The 25,971-nt window shown below is 64.2% G+C and carries 23 protein-coding genes; 17 read left to right on the top strand and 6 right to left on the bottom strand.

The genetic code is table 11. The features are described 5' to 3' along the window. Positions 1-36: 36 nt before the first annotated feature. Positions 37-1,929, bottom strand: coding sequence for an ATP-binding cassette domain-containing protein (locus ACMV8A_RS02385; RefSeq protein WP_495324128.1), 1,893 nt, complete (start codon positions 1,927-1,929; stop codon positions 37-39). A 107-nt stretch (positions 1,930-2,036) separates the two neighbouring features. Between ACMV8A_RS02385 and ACMV8A_RS02390 the strand changes: the two genes are divergently transcribed. The 6 genes from ACMV8A_RS02390 to ACMV8A_RS02415 all read left to right on the top strand — a co-directional run bounded on the left by ACMV8A_RS02390 (position 2,037) and on the right by ACMV8A_RS02415 (position 7,783). Beyond that, a complete protein-coding gene (locus ACMV8A_RS02390) occupies positions 2,037-2,453 on the top strand; it encodes a PA2779 family protein (protein WP_495324129.1) in 417 nt (138 codons plus the stop codon). Positions 2,454-2,494: 41 nt separating this feature from the next. Then, complete coding sequence (locus ACMV8A_RS02395; RefSeq protein ID WP_495324130.1) at positions 2,495-3,379, top strand: PA2778 family cysteine peptidase; 885 nt, start codon at positions 2,495-2,497, stop codon at positions 3,377-3,379. A gap of 137 nt (positions 3,380-3,516) precedes the next feature. Next, a complete protein-coding gene (locus ACMV8A_RS02400; protein WP_495324131.1) occupies positions 3,517-4,794 on the top strand; it encodes a class I SAM-dependent methyltransferase in 1,278 nt (425 codons plus the stop codon). Between the two features lie 4 nt (positions 4,795-4,798). Beyond that, entirely contained in the window at positions 4,799-5,926 is a 1,128-nt protein-coding gene (locus ACMV8A_RS02405; protein ID WP_495324132.1) for an NAD(P)/FAD-dependent oxidoreductase, read from the top strand. A 177-nt stretch (positions 5,927-6,103) separates the two neighbouring features. Next, positions 6,104-6,739 (top strand): response regulator, encoded by a 636-nt coding sequence (locus ACMV8A_RS02410; protein ID WP_495324133.1) that lies wholly within the window; start codon positions 6,104-6,106, stop codon positions 6,737-6,739. 147 nt (positions 6,740-6,886) lie between these two features. Next, positions 6,887-7,783 carry a hypothetical protein gene (locus tag ACMV8A_RS02415; protein WP_495324134.1) on the top strand — a complete coding sequence of 299 codons (897 nt, stop codon included), beginning with the start codon at positions 6,887-6,889 and terminating at the stop codon, positions 7,781-7,783. Between the two features lie 108 nt (positions 7,784-7,891). Here ACMV8A_RS02415 and ACMV8A_RS02420 read toward each other — a convergent pair whose 3' ends face one another. Together ACMV8A_RS02420 and purT are read right to left on the bottom strand one after the other, a co-directional pair. Continuing rightward, positions 7,892-8,734: a 23S rRNA (adenine(2030)-N(6))-methyltransferase RlmJ gene (locus ACMV8A_RS02420; protein WP_495324135.1), complete on the bottom strand. Its 843-nt coding sequence runs from the start codon at positions 8,732-8,734 to the stop codon at positions 7,892-7,894. A gap of 147 nt (positions 8,735-8,881) precedes the next feature. Further along, on the bottom strand, positions 8,882-10,087 hold the full coding sequence (gene purT, locus ACMV8A_RS02425) for a formate-dependent phosphoribosylglycinamide formyltransferase (protein ID WP_495324136.1): 1,206 nt from the start codon (positions 10,085-10,087) through the stop codon (positions 8,882-8,884). A gap of 204 nt (positions 10,088-10,291) precedes the next feature. On the opposite strand from purT, the gene ACMV8A_RS02430 reads away from it, so the two are divergent. Further along, a complete protein-coding gene (locus ACMV8A_RS02430; RefSeq protein WP_495324137.1) occupies positions 10,292-10,897 on the top strand; it encodes a peroxiredoxin in 606 nt (201 codons plus the stop codon). A gap of 75 nt (positions 10,898-10,972) precedes the next feature. Here the strand turns inward: ACMV8A_RS02430 and ACMV8A_RS02435 are convergent, their stop codons facing one another. Further along, positions 10,973-11,674, bottom strand: coding sequence for a DUF502 domain-containing protein (locus tag ACMV8A_RS02435; protein WP_495324138.1), 702 nt, complete (start codon positions 11,672-11,674; stop codon positions 10,973-10,975). A 121-nt stretch (positions 11,675-11,795) separates the two neighbouring features. Between ACMV8A_RS02435 and ACMV8A_RS02440 the strand changes: the two genes are divergently transcribed. From ACMV8A_RS02440 to ACMV8A_RS02455, 4 genes are all read left to right on the top strand, one after another. Further along, complete coding sequence (locus ACMV8A_RS02440) at positions 11,796-13,001, top strand: glycosyltransferase (RefSeq protein WP_495324139.1); 1,206 nt, start codon at positions 11,796-11,798, stop codon at positions 12,999-13,001. 88 nt (positions 13,002-13,089) lie between these two features. After that, positions 13,090-14,274, top strand: coding sequence for a glycosyltransferase family 4 protein (locus ACMV8A_RS02445; RefSeq protein WP_495324140.1), 1,185 nt, complete (start codon positions 13,090-13,092; stop codon positions 14,272-14,274). After that, a complete protein-coding gene (locus ACMV8A_RS02450) occupies positions 14,274-14,813 on the top strand; it encodes a phosphatase PAP2 family protein (protein WP_495324141.1) in 540 nt (179 codons plus the stop codon). Before ACMV8A_RS02445 ends, ACMV8A_RS02450 begins: the two co-directional genes overlap by 1 nt. A 107-nt stretch (positions 14,814-14,920) precedes the next feature. Then, complete coding sequence (locus tag ACMV8A_RS02455; RefSeq protein ID WP_495324142.1) at positions 14,921-16,867, top strand: pyruvate kinase; 1,947 nt, start codon at positions 14,921-14,923, stop codon at positions 16,865-16,867. Positions 16,868-16,903: 36 nt separating this feature from the next. Here the strand turns inward: ACMV8A_RS02455 and ACMV8A_RS02460 are convergent, their stop codons facing one another. Next, complete coding sequence (locus tag ACMV8A_RS02460; protein ID WP_495324143.1) at positions 16,904-17,074, bottom strand: YdcH family protein; 171 nt, start codon at positions 17,072-17,074, stop codon at positions 16,904-16,906. 424 nt (positions 17,075-17,498) lie between these two features. On the opposite strand from ACMV8A_RS02460, the gene ectA reads away from it, so the two are divergent. The 6 genes from ectA (at position 17,499) to ACMV8A_RS02490 (ending at position 24,380) form a co-directional block, all read left to right on the top strand. After that, entirely contained in the window at positions 17,499-18,023 is a 525-nt protein-coding gene (ectA, locus tag ACMV8A_RS02465; protein WP_495324144.1) for a diaminobutyrate acetyltransferase, read from the top strand. A 49-nt stretch (positions 18,024-18,072) separates the two neighbouring features. After that, complete coding sequence (ectB, locus tag ACMV8A_RS02470) at positions 18,073-19,350, top strand: diaminobutyrate--2-oxoglutarate transaminase (RefSeq protein WP_495324145.1); 1,278 nt, start codon at positions 18,073-18,075, stop codon at positions 19,348-19,350. Next, complete coding sequence (locus ACMV8A_RS02475; protein ID WP_495324146.1) at positions 19,350-19,739, top strand: ectoine synthase; 390 nt, start codon at positions 19,350-19,352, stop codon at positions 19,737-19,739. Before ectB ends, ACMV8A_RS02475 begins: the two co-directional genes overlap by 1 nt. Before the next feature lie 63 nt (positions 19,740-19,802). Then, entirely contained in the window at positions 19,803-21,041 is a 1,239-nt protein-coding gene (locus tag ACMV8A_RS02480) for an MFS transporter (RefSeq protein ID WP_495324147.1), read from the top strand. 128 nt (positions 21,042-21,169) lie between these two features. Then, the gene (locus ACMV8A_RS02485; protein ID WP_495324148.1) at positions 21,170-22,168 is read left to right on the top strand and encodes an ABC transporter substrate-binding protein; all 999 of its coding nucleotides are present in this window, start codon (positions 21,170-21,172) and stop codon (positions 22,166-22,168) included. 127 nt (positions 22,169-22,295) lie between these two features. Next, positions 22,296-24,380, top strand: a complete 2,085-nt coding sequence (locus ACMV8A_RS02490) for a putative bifunctional diguanylate cyclase/phosphodiesterase (protein ID WP_495324149.1) — start codon at positions 22,296-22,298, stop codon at positions 24,378-24,380. 107 nt (positions 24,381-24,487) lie between these two features. Here ACMV8A_RS02490 and ACMV8A_RS02495 read toward each other — a convergent pair whose 3' ends face one another. Further along, the gene (locus tag ACMV8A_RS02495; RefSeq protein WP_495324150.1) at positions 24,488-25,801 is read right to left on the bottom strand and encodes a DEAD/DEAH box helicase; all 1,314 of its coding nucleotides are present in this window, start codon (positions 25,799-25,801) and stop codon (positions 24,488-24,490) included. Positions 25,802-25,971: the final 170 nt, after the last annotated feature.

Consider the following 25,971-nt stretch of genomic DNA (forward strand, 5'->3'; position numbering starts at 1 on the left):
GGTACCAAGCTACTCAAATTGGGCCGCTGCCACAAGTTATCCCTGGGCGGCTTCCAGCTCTTCGCTCAGGGTCAGCCAGCGTTCCTCCACCGTGCCCAGTTCCTGGTCCAGCTGTGCCTGTTGCAGCAGCAGGGCCTTGAGGCGGTCTTTGGCAGCCGCTTCGTACAGCGCCGGGTCGGCCAGTTGTTGCTGCAACGCGTTCTTCTGGCTGTTGAGTCTGTCCAGTTGACCTTCCAGCTTTTGCAATTCCTTGCGCAGCGGCTGCAATTTCTGGCGCTGTTCGGCGTCGAGGCGGCGCTTTTCCTTGCGCGCCGCGGCGCTATGTTCGGCGGCGGCGTCATTCGCTCCCTCGCTGCGGCTGCGTCTCTCTGCCAGCCATTGGCGGTAGTCATCAAGATCGCCGTCGTATTGCGCCACCTTGCCGTCGGCCACCAGCAACAACTGGTCAGTGACGCTGCGCAGCAGGTGCCGGTCGTGCGATACCACCACCATGGCGCCTGCGAAGTCCTGCAGCGCGAGGGTGAGGGCGTGGCGCATCTCCAGATCGAGATGGTTGGTGGGTTCGTCCAGCAGAAGCAGATTCGGCCTCTGGTAGACCAGCAGGGCCAGTACCAGACGCGCCTTCTCGCCCCCGGAGAACGGGGCGACCAGGCTATCGGCCTGCTCGCCACTGAAACCGAAGCCGCCGATGTAGTCGCGCAGGTCCTGTTCGCGCGCCTTGGGGTCGAGGCGTTGCAGGTGATTGAGCGGGGTGTCATCGCCGCGCAGCTGTTCCAGCTGATGCTGGGCGAAGTAGCCGATGCGCAGATCCTGCGCCTCCTGCCGTGCGCCGCTGCGCGGTGTGAGGTCACCGGCCATCAGTTTGATCAGGGTGGATTTGCCGGCGCCGTTGGGGCCGAGCAGGCCGATGCGTTCGCCCGGGGTGAGTACCAGGTCGGTATTGCCAATCACCAGATGGTCACCGTAGCCCGCCGTCACCTGTTCCAGGCGCAGCAGCTGCGCAGGCAGCTTGTGCGGAGCGCGGAAGCTGAAGTGGAACGGCGAGTCGACGTGGGCCGGGGCAATCAGTTCCATGCGCGCCAGCGCCTTGAGGCGGCTCTGCGCCTGGCGCGCCTTGGTGGCCTGGGCGCGGAAACGATCCACATAACTGCGGATGTGCGCCACCTCGCGCTGCTGCTTCTCGAAGGCCGCTTGTTGCAGTGCCAGCTTCTCGGCGCGCAGCAGTTCAAAATCGGAGTAGTTGCCGGCGTAGAGCGTGGCCTGCTGGCGTTCGATGTGGACGATGTGGTGTACCACGGCGTCGAGGAAGTCGCGGTCGTGGGAGATCAGGATCAGCATGCCGGGATAGGCGCGCAGCCACTCCTCCAGCCACAGCACGGCGTCCAGGTCGAGGTGGTTGGTGGGTTCGTCCAGCAGCAGCAGGTCGGAGCGGCACATCAGGGCCTGGGCGAGGTTGAGGCGCATGCGCCAGCCACCGGAGAAGCGGGTCACCGGCAGATCTTCCTGTTCCGCCGTGAAGCCGAGGCCGTGCAGCAGGCGGCCGGCACGGGCGCGGGCGGTATAGCCGTCGATATTTTCCAGCCGCAGCAGCAGCTCCGCCTGGCGCGTGCCGTCACCGGCCTGTTCCGCCACGGCCAGTTCGCGCTGGATGGCGCGCAGTTCGGCGTCGCCGTCCATCACGTAATCCACCGCGCTGCGTTCCACCGCCGGGGTTTCCTGGGCGACGTGGGCGATGACCGTGCGCGGCGGCAGGGACAGGTCGCCGGCGTCGGGGGTCAGCAGCCCGCGCAGCAGGGCGAACAGGCTGGACTTGCCGCAGCCGTTGGCGCCCACCAGCCCCACTTTCTGGCCCTGGTGCAGGGTGAGGTCGACGTGCTCCAACAGCAGGCGGGCACCGCGGCGCAGGGAAAGGTCGGTGAGTTTCAGCATGGCGGCGCAGTTTACCAGCGCGCCGCGGCGCTGTGTGACTCAGTGCATGGCAGGCACGACTTTCCTGGGCCATGCTATTGCCATTGTCTACTCAGGAGGAGCGTGTCATGCAAATGAAGCAGGCGGTGTGCGGGGTGTTGGCGCTGGCCCTGGCGGGTGGCAGCGTGCATGTGCCCATGGCCCAGGCGGCCCTGGTCGGTACCGGGGAGGTGGTGGCCGCGGTGGCGCAGGGGCAGGCGGTGGACGCGGCGCGCGAGCGCCTGGCGGCGCTGCTGGCGCGTGATGACGTGGTGGCGCAATTGCAGCGCCATGGCGTGGATGCGACACAGGCCCGCGAGCGCGTGGCGGCCCTGAGCGATGCGGAGGTGCTGCAACTCAATGGCCAGATCGAGCAATTGCCGGCCGGCGGTGATGTGCTCGGCATCGCGGTGTTCGTGTTCCTGGTGCTGCTGTTCACCGACATCCTCGGCTATACGGACATTTTCCCCTTCGTGAAGAAGACCGCCGACGGTAGCCGGAAGTAAATCTCATGCGGTTGTTCCACGGCGCCGGGATCGGAATCGCCGTGCTCCTGGCCCTGGTGTTGTCCGGTTGCAGCACGCTGTCGTCCTCGCTGCGCCCGGGGGCGGGCCTGCCGGCGCAGGCCTATGTGGATACGCCGTTTTTCCCGCAGGAGCTCCACCACTGCGGCCCGGCCGCCCTGGCCGGGGCGCTGGGTGCCGCCGGCGTGACGGTCACACCGGAGGCGTTGGCGCCGCAGGTCTACCTGCCCGGGCGCGAGGGCAGCCTGCAACTGGAACTGGTGGCGGCGGCGCGGGGGGCGGGGCGCATCGCCTACGTGCTGGAACCCTCCCTGGAGGCGGCCTTGCGCGAAGTGGCGGCGGGGCGGCCGGTGCTGGTGTTGCAGAACCTCGGCCTGTCCTGGTATCCACGCTGGCACTACGCCCTGCTCATCGGTTACGACCTGGCGGCGGGCAGCGTCACCCTGCACAGCGGCACGACGCATGACTACCTCACCGCCCTGGATACCTTCGACCGTACCTGGGCGCGGGCCGGACGCTGGGCCTTGTTGGTGTTGCCGCCCGACACCCTGCCGGCGACGGCGCGCGAGTTGCCCTATCTGGAGGCGGCGGCAGTCTTGGAACGCAGCGATGCGGCCGCGGCGGAAATCGCCTACGGCACGGCCCTGGCGCGCTGGCCCACCAGCCTGCCGGCGTTGCTCGGCTTGGGCAATGCCCGCTATGCCCAGGGCAATCTGTCCGGTGCGCAGCAGGCCTTTGCCGCTGCCATCGCCGCCCATCCCGAGGCCGCCGTGGCCCACAACAACCATGCCCATGTCCTTGGTCGCCTGGGGCGCAAGGCCGAGGCCCTGGCCGCCGCCCGCCGCGCGGTGGAACTGGCCGGTGACAGCCTGCCGGCGGCGCGCCGTACGCTGGAGGAGCTGCAATAGCGAATCAACCCTGATTCTTGCCTTAAGCGGGATCGTGGATTAGGTTTTTTGGACGGTCCGCGGCGGCGCCGAACCGGAGTGAATGCCGCGTGGTCCACAGGATTGTGGTGACATGGAAGCGATGGAGGTGTGGTCTGATGAAGCAGGAAAAAGCCGAATTCCTGGGTATTCCTTCTTTCTCCTCTCCGGCGGCCGGACGCCGTGGCCAGGTGGCGACGCCGGAGCGTTGGCTGATGCGTCAGCTGTTGCGCAGTCTGGGCGACCCGCCGATACGGGTGCGTTTCTGGGACGGTGCCGAGATGGAACCGGTGCCGGGTGAGGCGCGCACCACCGTGGTAATCCATGATCGCTTTGCCCTGTGGCGCCTGGTGCGCCATCCCATGCTGCACTTTGGTGACGACTACAGCCTGGGCCGCATCGATGTGGAGGGCGACCTGGTGGAGTTCCTCGACACCGTATTTCGCCACCGCCCGCGGGCGCGGGTGAGCAGCCCAACGCGGCGCCAGCTGCTGGAGCGGCTGCAACGGGTGCGTCGCAATACCCTGCGCGGGTCGCGCGAAAACATCCATCATCACTACGACATCGGTAACAGTTTCTATCGCCTCTGGCTCGACCACCAGATGCAGTACACCTGCGCCTACTTCCCCGACCCGGCGATGACGCTGGAGGCGGCGCAACTGGCCAAGCTGGACCATATCTGCCGCAAGCTGCAACTGAAGCCCGGCGAGACGGTGGTGGAGGCCGGCTGCGGCTGGGGCGGGCTGGCACGGCACATGGCGCGCTATTACGGCGTCAAGGTGAAGGCCTACAACATCTCCACCGAGCAGGTGGCCTATGCGCGCGAGCGGGCGGCTGTCGAGGGACTGGCCGATCGCGTGGAATACATACTGGACGACTACCGCACCATCACCGGTGAATACGATGCCTTCGTTTCCGTTGGCATGCTGGAGCATGTCGGCGCCGAGCACTATCACGCCCTGGGCGGCGTCATCGACCGTGCCCTCAAGCCGGATGGCCGTGGTCTCATTCATTCCATCGGCCAGAACCAGGCGCAGCCGATGAGCGCCTGGGCCGAGCGGCGCATCTTCCCCGGCGCCTATCCGCCGACGTTGCGCGAGATGATGATGATCTTCGAGCCGTATGATTTTTCCGTGCTCGACGTGGAGAACCTGCGCCTGCACTACGCCCGCACCCTGGAGCACTGGCTGGAGCGCTACACGGCTCACGAGCAGGCGGTGGAGCAGATGTTCGATGCGGCCTTCGTGCGCGCCTGGCGGTTGTACCTGGCCTCGTCCATCGCCAGTTTTACCAGCGGCAGCCTGCAATTGTTCCAGGTGCTGTTCGCCCGGCCGCAGCACAATGCCTTGCCCTGGTCGCGGGCCCACCTCTACGACAATCATCAGCACAAGGGGTGAGCCGATGGAGCCGTGTGATGCGTTGATTGTCGGCGGCGGTCCGGCCGGTTCCACGCTGGCCTGGCGCCTCAAACAGTCCGGCATGGATGTGGTGGTGTTGGACAAAAAGACCTTCCCGCGCGACAAGGTGTGCGCCGGCTGGATCACCCCGGCGGTGGTGGAAACCCTGCAACTGAACCTGGACGACTACGCCCGCGGCCGCACCCTGCAGCCGATCCATCGTTTCCGTACCGGCCTCATCGGCGGTGACGAAGTGCTCACCGATTACGGCAGGACCGTGAGTTACGGCATCCGCCGCCGCGAGTTCGATGATTATCTGTTGCAGCGCAGCGGCGCGCGTCTGGTGTTGGGCGAGGGCTTGGAGAGCGTGGAGCGCGGGGGGGACGGCTGGATCGTCAATGGCCATCTGCGCACGCCGCTGCTGATTGGGGCAGGGGGGCACTATTGCCCGGTGGCGCGCCGCCTCGGTGCGGCGCTGGGACCGGAAGAGGGGCCGGTGACGGCGCAGGAAGTGGAGTTTGAACTGTCGCCGGAGCAGGTCGCGGCCTGCTCCGTGGCGCCCGATACGCCGGAACTGTTTTTCACCCCGGAGTTGGACGGCTATGGCTGGGTGTTTCGCAAGGGTAGCGTACTCAACATCGGCCTCGGCCGCGAGGCGGGCGGCAAGCTGGGTGGCGCGGTGCATGCCTTCACCGCCTGGCTGCAACAGCAAGGCAAGATCCCTGCTGACATCCCGCAGCGCTTTCACGGTCACGCCTATTTGTTCTTTCCACAAAGGCGTCCACGTCGCGTAGTGGACGACGGCGTGCTGCTCATCGGTGATGCCGCCGGTCTGGCCTATCCGCAGAGCGGTGAGGGGATTCGCCCGGCGGTGGAGTCCGCCCTGCTGGCTGCCGATGTGATCGCGGCGGCGCAGGGTGATTACCGGGCAGCGCAGCTTGCCGCGTATGGAGAAAAACTCCGTGCGCGCTTTGGCCCGCGCCAGTCCGCACCTGCGGCGCTGCCCTGGTTGCCGGTACCGGTGAAGCGCTTTTTGGCCAGTCGCTTGCTTGGCAACCCTGCCTTTACCCGTCGTGTCGTGCTGGACCGCTGGTTTCTGCACCGCAGCCAGCCGGCCCTGCGCGCAGACTGAATGCATCCCTGCCCCCTCCGTAGGGGGCAGGAATAATTTGGCCTGGTAGCGTCTCTATCAGTTACAGCAGTGGCGGGGCACCCGCAGCGCGAAGTGGTCTTTTCACTTACGCCACCGCAGTCACCATACCCTATAATTTCCGGTCCGATCGCCTGTTTGTTTTGAAAGGAGTTACTGTTGATACGCGTCCTGATCGTCGATGACCACGCCATCGTACGGCGCGGCATCCGCGACATCATTGCCGACGAGGCCGACATGACGGTGGTGGCCGAGGCCGCCGACGGTCCCGAGGCCTTGGCACAGGCACAGTCCTGCGCCTGGGATGTCTTGCTGCTGGACCTCGCCATGCCCGGTATGCACGGCACCGATGTGCTGGCCCGGCTGCGGCGCGAGTGTCCCGGCAAGCCGGTGCTCATCGTCACCATGCACCCGGAAGAGGAGTACGGCCCGCGCCTGTTGCGCGCCGGCGCCGCCGGTTATCTGCCCAAGGAGAGTGCACCGGTCATGCTGGTCGAGGCCATCCGCCAGGTGGCAGCCGGTGGGCGTTACCTCAGCCCCAGGCTGGCGGTACTGGTGGACAAGAAAAATGAGGCTGCGGACAAGGACACGAGGCCGTTGCACGCCGGATTGTCGGAGCGCGAAACCCAGGTGTTGCGCCATATCGCTACCGGCCGCACCCTGTCTGAAATATCCAGCCTCATGGCCCTCAGCCCCAAGACCGTCAGTACCTATCGCTATCGCCTGCTGGTGAAGATGCACATGAAGGGCAATGCCGAGCTGACGCGCTACGCGGTGGAGAAGGGGCTGCTCTAGCCCAACAGTTACCGCCTGCGCTCACGGCGTGGTCGATATGGGTTCAAATCAACTACGCTTTTTCCGTATATCGCTGGGGAGACCCCGGCCGCCCCCAGCGGGTGTGCCGGGGCGTCGTGTGCCGTTTCTGCGCGGGAGGGGCTGGTGATGGATAAAACCATACATTCGATAGTGTGTGCAGTGTTGCTGCTGCCGCTGTTGGCCCAGGCCGACCTGACCGGCACCTGGCAGGGCAGCGACGGTGGCGTGTATTACCTGCGCCAGATGGGCGATCAGTTGCACTGGTATGGTGAGCAAAAGGCCATCGAACCCCGCTGGGCCAATGTGTTTCATGGCGCCATCCGCGGCGAACGCATCAATGGCGACTGGCTGGACGTACCCAAGGGGCAGACACTGGGACAGGGCAAGTTGAGCCTGGTCATCAAGGATAATGAGCGGGTGCTGGAACGCGCGCGCGAGAGTGGTGGTTTCGGCGGGGCGCGCTGGACGCGGGTGGGGGCGTTGCCGGAGTCGGTACAGGTGGAGCCGTTGCCGCCGCTCAAACCGCTGCAGCCGCGGGTGGTCGCTCCGGCGACACCGGCAACTCCGCTCAAGGAGGATTGCATCGCCTTCAATCCGGCGGACATCACCGTTACCCAGGCCAACAATCGCTGGAAGATCGCCGAGGGCAATCACTGGATGTTCGATTTTGCCGGCAGGCAAGACGAGGCGCGGCAGGCGCACCGCATCCTACGCCATTACGGCATGAATCAGACCTGCTATGTCGGCCGGCCGCAACCGTCGTTGACCTATCTACTTGTCAATGGTGTGGCGCCGATGGGCGGCATGCGCGGCGAGGACTGCGTGGTCTTCAACAACGCCCATCTTGCCGTCACTGAGGCCGGCGGGCGCTGGAAGATCGCCGATGGCAGTCACTGGCTGTTCGACTTTGCGGACAAGCAGGCTGAGGCCGAGCAGGCACTGGCGATCATGCAGAAGTACGGCTTCACCCATGCCTGTTATGTGGGCCGGCCGCAGGCCAGCTTCACCTACCTGCGGCGTTAACGGCGGCCGTGCACGCGTAGCGTAGGTCCGGCTGGATCAACGCCGGCAGGGGCAGGGATGCCGGGAGTGTGCCGTGGGCATGTACACCGGCCCTCTGCGCCGCCGTTGTCATTCACCCACCAACCACTCCACCGCCCAGCGTCCATGCCCCGCGCTGTCCAGGCATTGGTGCAGCCAGGGCAACAGTGTCTTCAGTTGTGCATCCAGTTGCCAGGGCGGGTTGATCAGCAGCATGCCGCTGCCGTGCATGCCGGCCGGACCGTCGTCCGGGGCGATGCACAATTCGGCGTATAGCTGCTTGCGGATGCCGCTTTCCTTCATGCGGCGTTGCAGACGGTCGATGCTGGGACGATTGAGGATCGGATACCACAATGCGTACATGCCGGTGGGCCAGCGTGCATGGGCGTGGCCCAGCGCGGTGGTGACCTGATCGAATTCGCTCTTTACTTCATAGGATGGATCGATCAACACCAGGCCGCGTTTCTCCACCGGCGGCAGAAAGGCCTTCAGGCCCTGATAGCCATCCTGATGATGCACCGCCACCTGGCGGTCGCCGCTGAACTCCTGTTTCAGCAACGGTACGTCGCTGCCGTGCAGCTCGCACAGCACCATGCGATCCTGTTCGCGCAGGAAGTGGCGGGCGATGCGCGGCGAGCCGGGGTAGTAGTGCAGCTTGTCATCGGGATTCAAGGTGCGCACTGCGTCCAGATACGGCACGGCCTGTTGCGGCACGTTGTCCCGGTGCCACAGGCGGGCGATGCCGTCGCGCCACTCATCGGTCTTCTGCGCCTCTGCGGCGCGCAGGTCATAGCGGCCGACACCGGCATGGGTCTCCACATAACAGAACGGCGCCTCCTTGCGCGTCAGTGCCTGCATGAGCAGGGCCAGTACGGAATGCTTGAGGATGTCGCCGTGATTGCCGGCGTGATAGGCGTGTCGGTAGCTCAGCATGATGGCAAAAACATCTCTGACGCAGAGGCGCGGAGGCGCAGAGGATAGGACTGGCGATTAATACAATGGCACCCGCGCGAGCTCCCGTAAGCGAAAAGATCGAAGGGGCATTTGGCGGTTATTTCTCTGCGTCTCTGCGGCTCCGCATCACTCATGGGTTTTCACCGGCCTGACCTTGGACGCCGCCAGCTTGGCACGTTGGCGGCAGTCATCGACGTCGTTGCCGAAGGCCAGTGCCACGCCCATGCGGCGGCGGGGAAAGGCCTCCGGTTTACCAAACAGGCGCAGGTCGGTGTTGGGCACGGCGAGCGCTTCTGCCACGCCCTCGTAGGCGACGCCGGTTTCATTCATGCCGCCGTAGATCACCGCGCTGGCCCCGGCCGAGCGCAGGGCGGTGGTGACCGGCAGACCGAGAATGGCGCGGGCGTGCAGCTCGAACTCGGACAGCACCTGGGTGGTGAGGGTGACCAGGCCAGTGTCGTGCGGGCGCGGACTGACCTCGGAGAACCACACCTGATCGCCCTTGATGAACAATTCCACACCGAAGATGCCGCGGCCGCCCAGGTTGGCGGTGATCTGCTGCGCGATGTCGCGCGAGCGCTCCAGGGCGATCGGGCTCATGGGCTGCGGCTGCCAGCTCTCCACGTAGTCGCCCTTTTCCTGGCGATGGCCGATGGGTTCGCAGAAATAAGCCTCCACCTCGCCCGAGTCACCAATGGCGCGCACGGTGAGCTGGGTGATTTCATAGTCGAAGTCGATCATCTCCTCGACGATGACGCGGCCCTGGTCGACGCGGCTGCCACTCTTGGCGTAGTCCCAGGCTGTCTGTACGTCGGCCGGTCCGTGGATGGTGGACTGGCCCTTGCCGGAGGAAGACATCACCGGCTTGACGATGCAGGGGTAGCCGATACCGTTGTCGATGGCCGCCTGTAGCTGTTCCAGGCTGTCGGCAAAGGCGTAGCGCGACGTGGCCAGGCCCAATTCCTCGGCAGCGAGGCGGCGGATGCCCTCCCGGTTCATGGTCAGGCGCGCGGCGCGGGCGGTGGGGATGACCTCGGCCAGGCCGTCGGCCTCGATGCGCAACAGCTCGTCGGTGGCGATGGCCTCGATTTCGGGCACGATGAGGTGCGGCCGCTCCAGTTCCACCACGCCGCGCAGGGCGCGCGGGTCGGCCATATTGATGACGTGGCCGCGGTGGGCCACCTGCTGGCCGGGGGCGTTGGCGTAGCGATCCACGGCGATCACCTCCACCCCCAGGCGCTGCAGGGCGATGATCACCTCCTTGCCCAGTTCGCCGGCGCCGAGCAGCATCACGCGGGTGGCGGAGGGGGAGAGGGGGGTACCGAGGCGCATGGCGTGTAGTCCTTGTGATTCCGTGGGCATGGCCCTATGTCTGGGGGGCCGATCCTAACATCCGTCGGCGCCGGGCGGGCAGCCGGGAAAGCCGGGCCTAAATCCATACTGGCGGCATCGGGCATTGACCGGCGCGGAAAAACTGCATAAGATGCACGCCATTCTTAGACTTAATCCAAATTAACCTCAAACAAGGAGATAGTAATGGGCGTACTCGTAGGTCGTAAGGCTCCGGATTTCACCGCTCCCGCCGTGCTGGGCGACGGCTCCATCGTGGACGAGTTCCACTTTGCCGGTGCCACCAAGAACAAGTATGCAGTGGTTTTCTTCTACCCGCTGGACTTCACCTTCGTCTGCCCCTCCGAACTGATCGCCTTCGATCACCGCCTGGAGGAGTTCAAGAAGCGCAATTGCGAAGTGATCGGCGTCTCCATCGACTCCCACTTCACCCACAACGCCTGGCGCAACACCCCGGTGAACCAGGGCGGCATCGGCCAGGTCGGTTACACCCTGGTGGCCGACATGACCCACAACATCTGCAAGGCCTTCGACGTGGAAACCCCGGACGGCGCCGTTGCCTTCCGCGGCTCCTTCCTCATCGACCGTCAGGGTGTGGTGCGTCACCAGATCGTCAATGACCTGCCGCTGGGCCGCGACATCGACGAAATGCTGCGCATGGTCGACGCCCTGCAGTTCTTCGAAGAGCACGGCGAAGTCTGCCCGGCCGGCTGGAACAAGGGCAAGAAGGGCATGAAGGCCGACCCGAAGGGTGTGGCCGAGTACCTGGCCAGCGAAGCGGGCAAGCTGTAAGCCGACGCTACCGCGTAGTGAAAAGGCCGGATGGGGCAGCCCATCCGGCCTTTTTGTTTACCGGCGCACAGCAACCTAGTCCCTGGTTCCTGCGCCCTTTTCCTTCTGGGTGGCCGTCTTGTCAGTCTCGTAGTTGATCCCGCCCGGAGAGACCGTGCCGCCGGAGATGATGAAGGTCATCGCCTCATCCACGCTCCAGTCGGTGGACACCACCCGTTCCAGCGGCACGATCTCCAGATAGCCGGAGGTGGGGTTGGGGGTGGTGGGCACATACACCGCCGCCAGCTTGCGGCCGGTCTTTGCGTCGGTGAGCACCTGGGTGACGAAGCCGACGGCGCGCATCTCCGGGGTGGGAAACTCGATCAGCACCACGCGCTGCACATTGTCCGGTTTCTGTTGCAGGGCGGCGATCAGCTTCTTGGTGGCGCCGTACACGGTCTGCACCAGGGGGATGCGCTCGATGAAGGCCTCGAACAGCGCGATCAGGCGTCGGCCCAGCACGCGGGTGGTGATCCAGCCGAGCAGATAGAGCGAGAGCACGGTGATCAGGGCGGCGAGTACCGATTGAAACCATGGCGTCAGCAGCCATTCCGCCAGGGTGGGTGAGGTCTGCTCCAGCCCGCGCGACAGGCCACGCACCCAGGGACGGCCGAACTTCGACAACTGGTTGAACAGGAAGCTGAACACCAGCCAGGTGATCCAGATGGGGATCATCACCAGCACGCCGGTGATGAGGTAGCGCTGGAAGTGGGTATGAAAGCCGTGTTCCTGGTCCATGGTCGTGTCCCGTGTGAATGCTGACATCTATCTGTAACCGTTCGGTTATCGAAGTGCAATACAGGCGCCGTAGCCTGCGCGGATGAACTCCTGCGCTGCCCTACCGACGGAGGTTGCACCCTTGCGCATCCTGATGATCTCCGATGTCTATTTCCCCCGTGTGAACGGCGTCTCCACTTCCATCCAGACCTTCCGCCGCGAGTTGCGCGCCCTGGGCCACGAAGTCACCCTCATCGTTCCCGATTACGGCATGGCCCATGAGGGCGACGATGAAGACATCATCCGCATCCCGTCGCGCCAGGTGCTGTTCGATCCGGAGGATCGCATGATGCGGCGTAACCACATCCTTGAGCTGCTGCCGCGCCTGCGTGGGGCGGGCTATGACCTGGTGCATATCCAGACCCCCTTCGTCGCCCACTATCTGGGCCTGCGTCTGGCGCAGGAGCTGAATGTGCCGGCGGTGGAGAGCTATCACACCTTCTTCGAGGAGTACCTGTTTCACTACATTCCGTTCCTGCCACGCGCCTGGCTGCGGGCGGTGGCGCGACGTTTCTCCCGCTGGCAATGCAATAGCGTGGATGGGGTGGTGGTACCGTCCAGCGCCATGCTGGAGGTGTTGCGCAACTACGGCGTGCGTAGCGAGGCGGCGATCATTCCGACCGGCATCGAGCTGGATGAGTTCCGCCACGGCGATGGTGCCGCCTTCCGCCGTCAGCACGGCATTCCCGATGAGCGGCCGGTGTTGACCTTCGTGGGACGTGTCGCCTTTGAAAAGAATATCGACTTCCTGTTGCGCATGCTGGTGCGTGTGCGCCAGGAGGTGCCGGACGTGCTGCTGGTGATCGCCGGTCAGGGGCCGGCGGTGGAACATTTGCGTGGACTGACAGAGCGGCTGGCATTGCGGGACAACGTCATGTTCATCGGCTATCTGTCGCGCGGCGGCTCCCTGCAGGGTTGTTATGCGGGCGGCGATATTTTTGTCTTCGCCTCGCGTACCGAAACCCAGGGGCTGGTGCTGCTGGAGGCAATGGCGCTGGGCGTGCCGGTGGTGTCCACGGCGGTGATGGGGACGCGCGATGTGCTGCATGCCGGTGAAGGCGCAATCATTGCTCCGGAGGACGAACTGGGTTTTGCCGGTGCGGTGGTCACGCTGTTGCGCAATCGTGAACGGCGTCAGGCCCTGGCAGAGGCCGCCCGACACTATGCTGCCGGCTGGGCAGCGCCGCGGCTGGGGCAGCGGCTGGCCGATTACTATGCCCTGACCGTGGATGCCTGCCTGGAGAGCAAGGGTGCCGTAGCGGCTGCCGACGTATGCCTGCCCGGCTAGCGTCCGCATCACCAAAGGATCACCAAACTGTCATCGCCGCTTCACACGGCAGGCAGATAGTGGCGCCATGCCGACATGTGATACTGCCATGCATCCCCGCTCGACGGCGCAGCCGCACCTGCATCTGGGTGTGGTGACAGAGACCTATCCGCCGGAAATCAACGGCGTCGCCATGACGGTCGGGCGTCTGGTAGACGAGATGAGCCGGCGCGGCCACCGCATCCAGCTGGTGCGACCGCGCCAAGGCGACGGCGATGCCGTGGCAGATGCCCTCGGCGACAGCTACGAGCCGCCGCTGACCACCACCCTGGTCACTGGCGTCAGCATGCCCTGGTACCGCGAATTGCGCCTCGGTCTGCCGGCCGGACTGCGTCTGCGCCAGTTGTGGCGACGCGAGCGGCCCGACGTGCTGTATGTGGCGACGGAAGGCCTGCTGGGCTGGTCGGCGATCCGTGAAGCGGCACGGCAGAACATTCCGGTGATCAGCGGCTTTCACACCAATTTCCACAGCTACAGCCAGCATTACCAAATCGGCTTTTTACAGCGCCCCATCTACGACTACCTGCGCCGGCTGCACAACCGCACCGCCTGCACCCTGGTACCCACCGAGGAGCAGCGCAAGACGCTGCTGGCCGATCAGTTCCAGAATGTGGAGGTGCTGGGGCGCGGCGTCGATAGCCGCCTGTTCTCGCCGGCGCGGCGCAACGAGGATCTGCGCCGTGCCTGGGGACTGGGGCGGCAGGATCAGGCGGTGATCTACGTCGGCCGTCTGGCGGCGGAAAAGAATCTGCCGCTTGCGGTGCACGCCTTTCGCGCCATGCGCGAGCGCAATCCCCACCTGCGCCTGATCATCGTCGGCGATGGCCCGTTCTATCAGGAACTGTATGCCAACGAACGCGATGTGATCTTTTGCGGCGTGCAGACCGGCGTGCAACTGGCCGAACACTACGCCTCGGCCGATATTTTCCTGTTTCCCAGCGAAACCGAAACCTTCGGCAATGTCACCCTGGAGGCAATGGCCTCCGGTCTGGCGGTGGTGGCGTTTGATTATGCGGCGGCCCATCTGCATATCGAGCCTGGCCAGGAAGGGCTGCTGGTACCGTTGGGAGAGCACGATACCTTTATCGCCACCGCAGCCGCCCTGGCCGAGCAACCCGAGCGGGTGGAGCAACTGAGCATCGCCGCGCGGCGCAAGGCGCAGCGCCTGGACTGGCAGGGCGTTGCCGATCGTTTTGAATGGCTGTTGCGCGCCTATGGCGCCGGGAGGTCATGATGTCCCTCATCCGTAGTGAGCGCTTGTGGCGCCGTGCCGGCGAATTGGATTTGTCGCTGTGCGCAGTGTTCAACCGCGGTGTGCGCCGGCGTGCCGTGCGCCGCCTGTTCGCCGTGGTGAGCCGCCTGGGCAATGGCGTGTTCTGGTATGCGCTGATGGCAGTGTTACCGTTGACCTTTGGTGCGGAAGGTGTGACGAGCGCCATCCATATGGCCGTGGTTGGCACCATTGGCGTTGTGCTCTATCGTCTTATGAAGGGGCGCATCAATCGCGAGCGGCCGTTCGTGCATCATCCGCAGATCCGGCTCGGCGCCATGCCGCTGGACCGCTTCAGTTTTCCCTCCGGCCACACCTTGCACGCGGTGGCCTTCACCCTGGTGGCGGTGTCGTACCATCCCGCGCTGGCCGTGGTGCTGGTACCGTTTGCCCTGCTGGTCGCCGTCTCGCGCATGGTGCTGGGACTGCATTACCCGTCGGACGTGGCGATGGGGGCGATGGTGGGGACTGTGCTCGCACTGGGAAGTTTTCTGTTGCTGTAAGACGGATAGGCGTACTGTGCGCCTGCCCCCCATATACAACCCCTCCACACGACAACACTTCTGATAGCCTCCCGGCGCCTTCCGATAATCGTTACTGCTTCCCTGACATGGATATTCTCCCCATTGCCGCCGACAGCGGCCTCCGCCATGATGACGTCATGGGCGGCAATGACATGGCCACGGGCGATGGTGAGCTGAACACCTTGTTGGACGAGGTGTCCGCCTTGCGCACGCGTGTCGTCAGCGGGGCGATGAAGCGCCTGGAGCATTTGCACGACTGCTATGCCGATGGTCGTTACACACCGAGCGCGCTCAATCTTGCCCATTACCTCGAGTTGCGACGCATCGATCTGCGGCCCTTGCAGGAGCGGCTGGCGGCCGTTGGATTATCTTCGCTGGGGCGGGGCGAGGCTCACGTCGACGCCACGCTGGCAGGTATCGTGACCCTGCTGGCACGCGCCACCGGCCGGGCGGCGGAGTTGCAGCAAAATGGCGGCCCTGCCTTCGGCGAGGGCAGGCGTCTGCTGGCACAACATACCGACAATCTGTTTGGTCCCGCCGCAGGCCCACGCCAGGCGCGCATCATGGTCACGCTGCCCAGCGAGGCCGCAGTGGACTATGACCTGGTACATGGTCTGTTGCAGGCAGGCATGGACGTGGCGCGCATCAATTGCGCCCATGATGATGTGGCGGCATGGGAGGCGATGATCGGCAACCTGCGTCGCGCCGAGCGCGACAGCGGCAGGCGCTGCCGCATCCTGATGGATCTGGCAGGCCATAAGTTACGCACGGGTCCCACCGTAGCCGCGCCAGCGGTGGTGCACATCCGGCCCCAGCGCGATGCCTTCGGTTTGGTGGTGGCGCCGGCCCAAATTCTGCTGGAAGCGGTGGACCACTGCGCTATCGGCGCTGATAGCTCCCATGAGAATGCCTATCTGCATCTACAGATCCCGCTGGAACTGCACGAGCGGCTGCGCCCCGGTGACCGGTTGCGCTATAGCGATGGTCGTGGCAAACAACGTTATCTCGATGTGATTGCGCGCACCCCAGCGGAGCGCTGGCTGGTGCACAGCGCACGCTCTGCCTATCTCACTGCGGATACCGTGTTCGAACTGCGTCGCCGCGACAGCCGCCGCCGCTGGTTGCGGCTCGGCCGCTATTCCCTGTGTCCATTCGCCGGTCGGCCGCAGGCCCTGCGTCTGTACTGGGGCGATCAGCTGTTGTTGCGGCGTGACGACTTGCCGGGTGCAGCGGCACAATGCGACGAGGCCGGCAATGTGGTCGCGCCGGCCAGCATAGGTTGTACTTTGCCTGCGGTGCTCGATCTGTTGCAGGTGGGTGATCCGGTGTGGTTCGATGACGGCAAGCTGGGTACCGAGGTGGATGCGCTGCTACCGGAGGGTGCACTGCTGAAGGTGACCCACGCGGCTCCGGCGGGGGTGAATCTGCGCAGCGACAAGGGGATCAATTTCCCCAATACCCGCCTCGATCTGCCACCGCTGTCGGCCAAGGATCTGCAGGACCTGGATTTCGTCGCCCATCATGCCGACATGGTGGGTTTCTCCTTTGTGGAGACCCTGGACGATATGGCCTTCATGATGCACGAACTGGCCAGGCGCGGCCGGCCTGAACTGCCGATCATCGCCAAGATTGAAACGGCGCGGGCGGTGAGCAATCTGGGTGAACTGATCCTCGGCACCATCGGCCGCCACACCCTGGGCATCATGATCGCGCGCGGCGATCTGGCGGTGGAGCTGGGCGGGGTGCGCCTGGCGGAGATCCAGGAGGAAATCCTGTGGCTGTGCGAGGCGGCACATGTGCCGGTGATCTGGGCCACCCAGGTGCTGGAGACCCTGGCGCAGAAAGGGATGCGCTCACGCCCGGAACTGACCGATGCGGCGATGGGCGTACGCGCCGAATGTGTGATGCTGAACAAGGGGCCTTACGTACTCGACGCGGTGCGTCTGCTGGATGAGATCATGCAGCGCATGGAGGCGCACCAGCGCAAGAAGATGCCGCGTCTGCGCGCCCTCGGCCTGGCGGGGAAGGTATAGTGGCGGTCACCTTTACTTGTGACTTGTGACTGATTTTCAAGCATTCAGGTCGGGGATCAGTTCGCTCTCCAACTTGGCGATGATGTCCTTGAGGAGCAGCTTGCGTTTTTTGAGGCGGCGGATCTGCAATTGATCGGCGGCCGGATCGGTGGTCAGACGCGCGATGATTTCATCGAGGTCGCGGTGCTCCAGCTGCAGTTCTTCCAAACGACGCCGGATTGCCTCTAAGTCCTGACCATACATGCTTTTTCTCCGCCACGGCGTGCGATATGCGTGCATCCATTATCCCGCATGCCGTCGCTTGTGCCTATACCCGCGCAAGACCCGGGTTTGGGATTTTTCAGGCAATGTGTTAGGGTAAAAAGCGTTCGTGGCGTCTTGGCCGCCGTGAATATGTGAGTTTCCCTCTGACCGGACGATGTGTTTCCACAGCGAGACACCTAAGCCAGTTAACGTGCGCCACCCCCGGCGCGCACTCTGATGGCGCTGCGGCGCCATACCGCGCGGCACTAGCCGCTTCGATGAACCGACGACGATGCGGCGCTGCGGCGCCCGGATGCAGATTCTTTGCCCGGTTTCGTCTGCTCGATGAACCATGGCGACACGGCGACAGGCCGTGTGCGACAGGCCTATGACACAAACACAATCCGAGGCTGCCACGGCGGCCGGCAAGATATCCCTGCGTGCGCCGCAGCTGGCCGATGGCCAGGCGGTGCATGCGCTGGTGCGGCGCTGTCCGCCGCTCGACCTCAATTCCAGTTACAGCTATTTCCTGTTGTGCAGCCACCATGCCGACACCTGTGTGGTGGCGCAGCAGGGACAGGATACCGTCGGCTTCATTTCCGCCTATCGCCTGCCGCAGGCGCCGCATACGCTGTTTGTCTGGCAGGTGGCGGTGGACGCGCGCATGCGCGGGCAGGGGCTGGCCGGCCGCATGCTGGAATATCTGCTGGCACGGCCATCGTGCCACGGCGTGCAGTTTGTCGAGACCACAGTCGCGCCATCCAACCACGCCTCGCGGCGGGTGTTCGCGCGTTGCGCTGCTGCGCGCAACGCGACATGGCAGGAAGAGGTGTTTCTCTCGCCGGCGCAGTTTGGCGCCGAGGCGCACGAAGAGGAAGTGCTGCTGCGCATCGGCCCCTTGCAGGGGCAATGAATCAATCTTGCGCCCGCTGCTGTGGGCGCGCCACGACAGGAGGTATCACATGCGTATCATCGAACAACTGGAATCTGAAGTCCGTAGCTATGTGCGCGCCTTTCCGGCGGTGTTCGACCGGGCGGAGGGCGCCTTGCTGTATGACGAACACGGTAACCGCTACATCGACTTTTTCGCCGGTGCCGGCACCCTGAATTACGGTCACAACAACCCGCTCATCAACCAGGCGATGATCGAATATCTGGGACGTAACGGCATCGTGCACGGCCTGGACAAGGCTACCGTGGCGAAGAAGAACTTTTTGCAGAAGTTCCACGACACCATCCTCAAGCCGCGCAACCTGGACTACAAGGTGCAGTTCACTGGACCCACCGGCACCAATGCCGTGGAGACGGCGCTCAAGCTGGCGCGCATGGTTAAGCGCCGCTCCAATGTCATCGCCTTCACCAATGGCTATCACGGCCTGACCATGGGCTCGCTGGCGGTGACCGGCAATGACTTCTACCGCGACGAGCATTACGGTGCCCGCGCCAATGCCGACAGCATGCCCTATGACGGCTATTTCGGCCCCGACGTCAATACGATCGAGTACCTGCGCCGCTTCATCTCCGACAAGTCCAGTGGTGTCGACCTGCCGGCGGCGATCATCGTCGAGACGGTGCAGGGTGAGGGCGGTATCAATGTCGCCAGCGTCGAATGGCTGCAGCAGCTGGAGGCGCTGTGCCGTGAGTTCGATATCCTGCTCATCATCGATGACATCCAGATGGGCAACGGCCGTACCGGCCAGTTCTTCAGCTTCGAGCGCGCCGGCATCAAGCCCGACATGGTCACGTTGTCCAAGTCCATCGGCGGCGGGCTGCCCATGGCCCTGGTGCTGATGCGTCCCGAGCTGGATCAATGGAAACCCGGCGAGCACACCGGCACCTTTCGCGGCAATAACCTGGCCTTCGTCGCTGCCTGCGAGGCCTTGTCCTATTGGGATAATGGTGATTTCGCCGAGGGTGTGGCCTACAAGGGACGTATCATGGAGGAACTGCTGCGGGGCATCGTCGAAAAATATCCCGAGCTCGACATCCGTCTGCGCGGCATCGGCATGGTGTGGGGGCTGGATTTCAGTGCCCGGCCCGGCTTCCCGGCGGCCATCTCGCGCGAGGCCTTTGCCAACAACCTGGTCATCGAACTGGCCGGCTCGGAGGATCATGTGCTCAAGTTCCTGCCTTCGCTGACCATCGATGAAGAGACCTTGCGCGAAGGTATGGCTATCATTGATCAGGCCATCGGTACCCTGCAGACGAAGGGTGAGGAACGTCGTCGGGGGATGGCATAATGATCGTGCGTACGCTGAGTGAAATCATCGGCACTGTACGGGATGTGCGCGCCGAAAACGGCAACTGGGTCAGCCGCCGCCTTTTGCTCAAGGATGACGGCATGGGTTTTTCCTTTCATGAGACCACTATCTTTGCTGGCACCGAAACCCCTATTTGGTACAAGCATCACCTCGAGGCAGTGTACTGCGTTGGCGGTGAGGGCGAGGTCGAGGATCTGGCAACGGGGATTACCCATCCGATCCGCGATGGCACCCTGTATGCCCTCAACCAGCATGATCGCCACAAGCTGCGCGCGTTCTCCGATCTGCGCCTGGTATGCGTCTTCAATCCACCGCTCAGCGGGCGTGAGGTTCATGACAGGGACGGCGCCTATCCACCTGCGGACTGATGTCGCCGGCACCGTGCGGTCGCACCGCCGCACGAGTGCCGCCGGTTGCGCCGGGTGGCAGCCATGCTGACGGTCATTGCGTCGTTGTTTTCCCTGCTGCTGGGCATCGGCCTGCTGCTGATCGGCATGGGGTCCCTCGGCACCCTGCTTGGCGTACGTGCCGGCATCGAACAGTTTGGCCCGCCGCTTACCGGTGTGGTGATGGCGGCCTATTTCCTGGGTTTCATCGTCGGCAATTACGTCTGCCCCCCCTTGATCCGCCGCGTTGGCCACATCCGTGCCTTTGCTGCCATGGCGGCGGTTGTCACCGCGGTGGCGCTGATCCACCCATTGCTGGTGTACCCGGCCACCTGGTTTGCCCTGCGGGTGATCAATGGTACCTGCATGATGGGTTTGTATATGGTGGTGGAGAGCTGGCTTAATGCCATCACCCCCAACGAGCGGCGCGGCCAGGTGTTTGCGGTGTATATGGCCACCACGCTGATCGCTATGGCGACAGGTCAGTATCTGATCCTGGTGGGTGAGATCACCAGCCTTACGCCGTTTGCCCTCACGGCCGTGTTTCTGGCGCTGGCATTGGTGCCGGTGGCGCTGACCCGTATGGGGCAGCCCGTGGCGATGGCGGTGCAGCGCCTGTCGCTGCGTACACTGTTCATCACGGCACCGCTGGGTGCGGCCGGCGCCCTGTTTGCCGGTCTGGCCACCGGCGCCTTCTGGGGCATGGGGCCGCTGTTTGCTCATCGTATCGGGCTGGAACCGGCGGGTGTGGCCCTGTTCATGAGTGCCACCATCCTCGGCGGCGCCATGTTGCAGTGGCCCATCGGCCGCTTGTCCGACAACAGTGATCGGCGCCGGGTGCTGGCAGTGGTGTGCCTGGGAGCGGTGGTGGCGGCGTTGGCTACCTATGGCTTTGTGCTGACCATCCCTGATGCCCTGTATGTCAGCGCGTTCATCTACGGCGGCTTTGCCTTTACCGTGTACTCCCTCAGTGTCGCGCATACCAATGACCATCTCGCGAAGGAGCAGGTGCTGGAGGCCACGCGCAGCCTGTTGCTGTTGCATGGCGTTGGGGCGGTGATCGGCCCGGCCTTGGCTGGCGTGTTGATGGCGCTGCTCGGCCCCGGCAGTTTGCTGATCTACTTTGCTGCGGTGCTGGGTCTGCTCGGTTTATACGCGCTGGCACGCATGCGTGCGCGGTTGCCCATCATCCCGGCGGATCCGTTCAAACCCATGGCCAGCGAAACCTCCCAGGTCGTGCTGGAAATGGATACGCGCCACGAGGGGCGGCCGCCATCCCGATAAATTCCACACTGTTTATGCAATTATGCATAGGTAAGAAAATAGCGGTAAGATGGCAGCGCTTCGTCGCCGCGAGGGTGACGCGGTTATTATTGATGTAATTGGCGCAGACCAAGTATCCAGGGACGATCATGGGCTACGGTTGGAAAGGGTTGGGATGTGCGGCGTTGTTGCTGTTGGTGGCCGGCTGTGCCGTGCAACCGGCGCCGGAGCGCGTCCCTGAGCCGATTTCCGTCCCCGAGCCCGTCGCTGTACCCACTCCGCCCCGCCCCCCGGTATCCATACCCAAGCCGCCGCCTGAGCCAGTTTCCCTGCCGCGTGTGGCCATCGTGGTGAGCATGGACATTCCCGCTTATAACGCGGTGGCGGAGCGGCTGGAACGTAGGCTGAGCGGGCGGGTATCGCGTCACCTGTTCGATGCCAACACGCGTACCGTTCTCGAGCAGAGCGTGCCCGACCAGATCGTGGCCATCGGCCTGGAAGCCGCACTGCTGGCCAAACTGGTACAACAGGGCGGCAGGCCGGTGGTGTTCTGCCAGGTGTTCAATCATGTGGAATATGATCTGACCGCCGGAAACGTGCGCGGCGTCAGTCTGTTTCCCTCCTTCCAGGCCACCTTCGCCACTTGGCGCGCGTTATCCCCCGCGTTGCGCGAAGTGGCGGTGTTTACCGGTCCTGGTTTTGACGAGGTGATGGCTCCGGCAGTGGCGGCGGCAGCGGAGCAGGGCATCACCCTGGTCCACTTCAGCGTCAATTCCGACAAGGAACTGCTCTATCAATACAAACGCACCGATGCGCGGTTGGGGGGCCTCTGGTTGCTGCCGGACAATCGCGTACTGAACCGCACGGCGATACAGGAGATCATGTCGTTCAGTCTGCGCAATGGCAAACAGGTGGCGGTGTTCAATGAGCAGTTGCTGCGGATAGGTGGGTTGTTCAGCGTGTCCGCCAATCCTGACGAGGTTGCGGCCAAGGTGGTGCAGCGGCTGGCGGAGATGACTCCCGGCAGCGCGGGTGACGGTCCCGGACTACTCTTGCTGGAGGAGGCGATGATACGCATAAATCCAGTCATCGCTCAGCGTCTCAACATCACCATTCCGGAGTCCCTGCGCCCCCATGTGGCCGAGTAGCCTCGTCTCCCGTTGCGGTTCCGTGGTGAACCGGGCGCGGGCCTTCGTGGCCGGCGTGAGAGCGCGTGTTGCCACCGCTCCGCGCTTGCAGGCATGGGCGAATGTATTTCAGCGCCCCCCGCGCAGCTTGGCCAGCCGTATTCTGTTGTTACAGGTGGTCTGGGCCATTACCGTATATGTGATGGTGAGCGCGGGGCTGTGGTTGGGCGCCGCGCATATCATCGAGCAAAGCCTGCAGCGTCAGGCGGCGGGCTGGCTCGCCAAGGCCGATGAACTGGGCACGCCGCTGTATGCCTCCGGTGACCGTTCGGCGGTTCAGGCGCATCTCGACTATCTGGGTAATATCCCGGAGATTCTGAGTGTTCACTACTTCGATGCCAGCGGCCGCGAACTGGTACACCAGTACTGGCGCGAGGGTGCCGAAGTTACCGGCGTACCCTGGTTGGACGCGGACCAGATCGCGCACCTGCGTATCAACAGCACGACGGACAAGCCGATTCTGTTCAGCAAGGACAGCGGTGCCGCCACCTTCCGGGCCAGTTCCCCGATCTGGATCAAATCACAGCGCCGTGACGGCATGCTGGACTTCTCTCTGGACGAGGCCGCGCCGGAGTTGGTGCAAACCATCGGCTTTATCAGCATGCGGCTGGACTACGGCCGCTTTAACGCCGATTTCGCCAATAACGCCCTGCGCGTCAGTGCTGTCATCGCCCTGTTGCTGGTGGCATTTATGTTCATGGGGAGGGTGGTGGTCCGTTGGGCCTTGCGTCCGCTCACCGACCTGGAGGCGCCGCTGGCGCGTCTGGCCAGTGGCGAGATCGACGTAAAGGTGGAGAGCAGCGGTGACCGCGAAATCGCCCAAATTGGTCGCGCCCTCAACACCACCATCACGGCCCTGCGTGAACGTGACGAAACCCTGCGCCGCATGGCCAGCCAGGACCCGCTCACCGGTCTGGCCAATCGCGGTTATTTCGACGAGGTGCTGCAAACGGAGATGGCCCTGATCCGGCGGCAGGGCGGCAGCAGCGCACTGCTGTTCATCGACCTCGATCGTTTCAAGCAGATCAACGACAGCTACGGTCATGCGGCAGGCGACCGGTTGTTGGTGCAGGTGGCGGAGCTGTTGCGCGGGCGTATGCGCGAATGCGATCTCATTGCCCGTTTTGGCGGTGATGAGTTCACCGTGTTGGTGCGCGGCGTCAACCGTCATGGGGCCACCGAGATCGCCGCGTCGTTGATCCACCTGATGCAGGGCTTCCAGTTTCACGAGGGCGGCGAGACTCTGCGCATCTACTTCAGCATCGGCGTGGCGATGATCGACGATCCAACGCGCGGTCCGCAGGAAATCCTGCTGCGTGCCGACGCCGCAGCAAGCGAGGCCAAACGGCGCGGGCGCAATCGCTTCCAGGTTTATGATCGGGACGAGGTGGTTCTGGGCGAGGATTCGGGCTGGCGCAAGCGTTTGCAGGACTGCCTGGATGCCGACGGCCTGGTGCTGCAATACCAGCCGGTCGTCGACCTGGAGAGCGGCGCAGTGATCAGTCAGGAGGTGCTGGTGCGCCTGCCCGACGGAGACAACGAGCCTATTGCGCCGGCGGCCTTCATGGCCGATGCCGAGCGCTACGGCATGATGGCGGAGATCGACCGGCAGGTGGTCCGCAAAGCCATACAGGTGATGGCCAGTCCCAAGGCCGCGGACAAGGTTTTTTCCATTAACCTGTCGCAACAGACCCTGGAGGACGATGGCTTTGCCGCCTTTGTCGCCCAGCAACTGGAGCGGCATGGCGTGGCGGCGCAGCGCCTGATGTTTGAAGTGGCGGAGCAGATATTGAACCGGCATTTCGAGCGGGTGCGGGAGCAACTCGATGCGCTGGTGGCGGTGGGCGTGGCGGTGGTCATCGACGATTTCGGCGCCGGCTTTGCCTCCCTGGCCTATCTCAAGCGCTGTGCCGCGTCGTGTATCAAGATCGACGGCCATATGATGGCCGCCCTCAAAGATGACAAGTTCGACCAGATCGCCATCCGTGCCATTGCCGAAACGGCGGCGGCACGTGGTATCCGCACCGTGGCCAAGTTTGTGCCAGACCAGCAGACGCTGACGCTGCTCGGTACACTGGGTATCGATAGTGCCCAGGGCAATCTGATTTCTCCCCCCGAGTCTGTTGCGAGCGCTCCGTTGCGGGTGGTGCGGGGCCGGAACAATAAGGCGTGAGTTGCGGGGTTGCCCCCCGCCGCACGTACCAGCTTTTTTTCCGCAGCAAAAGAAACGGGCCGGCATGGCCGGCCCGTTTCTTGTAATCAACAGCCTGAGACTACAACTTAGCCGTGGCGGGTACCGCTGTGGCGCTGCTGCTGCGGTCCCTTCTTCTTGTTCTGATCCCACTTGTGCTTGTCGCCGAAGCGGCTGTTACCGCCGGGCTTACCGTTGCGCGGCGCACTGTTCGGGCGGCGGCCGTCCTTCTTGTAGGCGCCTTCCGGACGCGGACGGGTCTCGGCGCGGGTCGGCTCCAGGCCGGGAATGACGTGACGCTCCAGCGCCTGGCCGGTGAGCTTCTCGATGCGACCGAGCAGGAAGCGCTCCTGCGGGCCGACGATGGAGACGGCGATGCCGGAGGCGCCGCCGCGGCCGGTACGGCCGATGCGGTGCACGTAGTCCTCGGCCTGCATCGGCAGGTCGAAGTTGATGACGTGGGACAGGCCCTTGATGTCGAGGCCGCGGGCGGCGACGTCGGTGGCGACCAGCACGCGCACATGACCGCGTTTCATGCGTTCGATGGTGCGCTGACGCTGTTTCTGGTGCATGTCGCCGTGCAGGGCGGCGCTGGAGTGACCTTCGTCTTCCAACTGCATGGCCAACTCGTCGGCACCGCGCTTGGTGGCGGTGAACACCACGCACTGCGACAGGGCGGCGTCGTTCAGCAGGTGCTGCAGCAGGGCGCGCTTGTGCTTGAAGTCATCGGCCAGGTGGATGCGTTGCTCGATGGACTCGTGCTTGACCTTGACGCCGGCCACCTGGACCGAGGCCGGGTCACGCAGCAGACGCTGGGCGACACGCTGGATGTTGCCTTCCAGGGTAGCGGAGAACAGCAGGGTCTGGCGGTTGGCCGGGGCGGCGGCAGCGATCTGGTCGACGTCGTCGATGAAGCCCATGTCCAGCATGCGGTCGGCCTCGTCCAGCACCAGCAGCTCGAGACGGCTGAAGTCGATGCGGCCGCGGTTCATGTGGTCGATGAGGCGGCCCGGGGTGGCGATGAGGAAATCGACCGGGCGCTCCAGCAGCTTGAGCTGCGGGCCGTAGGGTTCGCCGCCGACGATGGAGCCGGCGCGCACGCGCTGTTGGCGGCCAAAGTCGTTGATGGCGCCGGTGACCTGCTGGGCCAGCTCGCGGGTCGGGGTCAGGACCAGCACGCGCGGACCGCGGCCGTGGACCTTGGAGGGTTCCAGCAGGCGCTGCAGGGCGGGCAGCACAAAGGCAGCGGTCTTGCCGGTGCCGGTCTGGGCCGAGGCCATCAGGTCGCGGCCGGACAGGGCGACCGGGATCGCCTGGCGCTGGATTTCGGTGGGTTCGCTGAAGCCACAGGCCTGGATGGCTTGCAGCAGGGAAGCATCAAGATTCAGGGACGAAAATGACAAAATAGTATCCTCTTCCGCCTGCCACAGGCGAAATTTTACATGGTGAACCAATGGATTAAGGAAGCCGCAGCCCGATTCACAAAGAATCGACCGTTAAGTTTCCTTGGGGGGTGTTTGCGCTGTGGCAGCGTACACGCCAGGTTCCAGGGTTAGGGGCAGTCAGACTACCT

This window comes from Sulfurivermis sp., assembly GCF_059410345.1.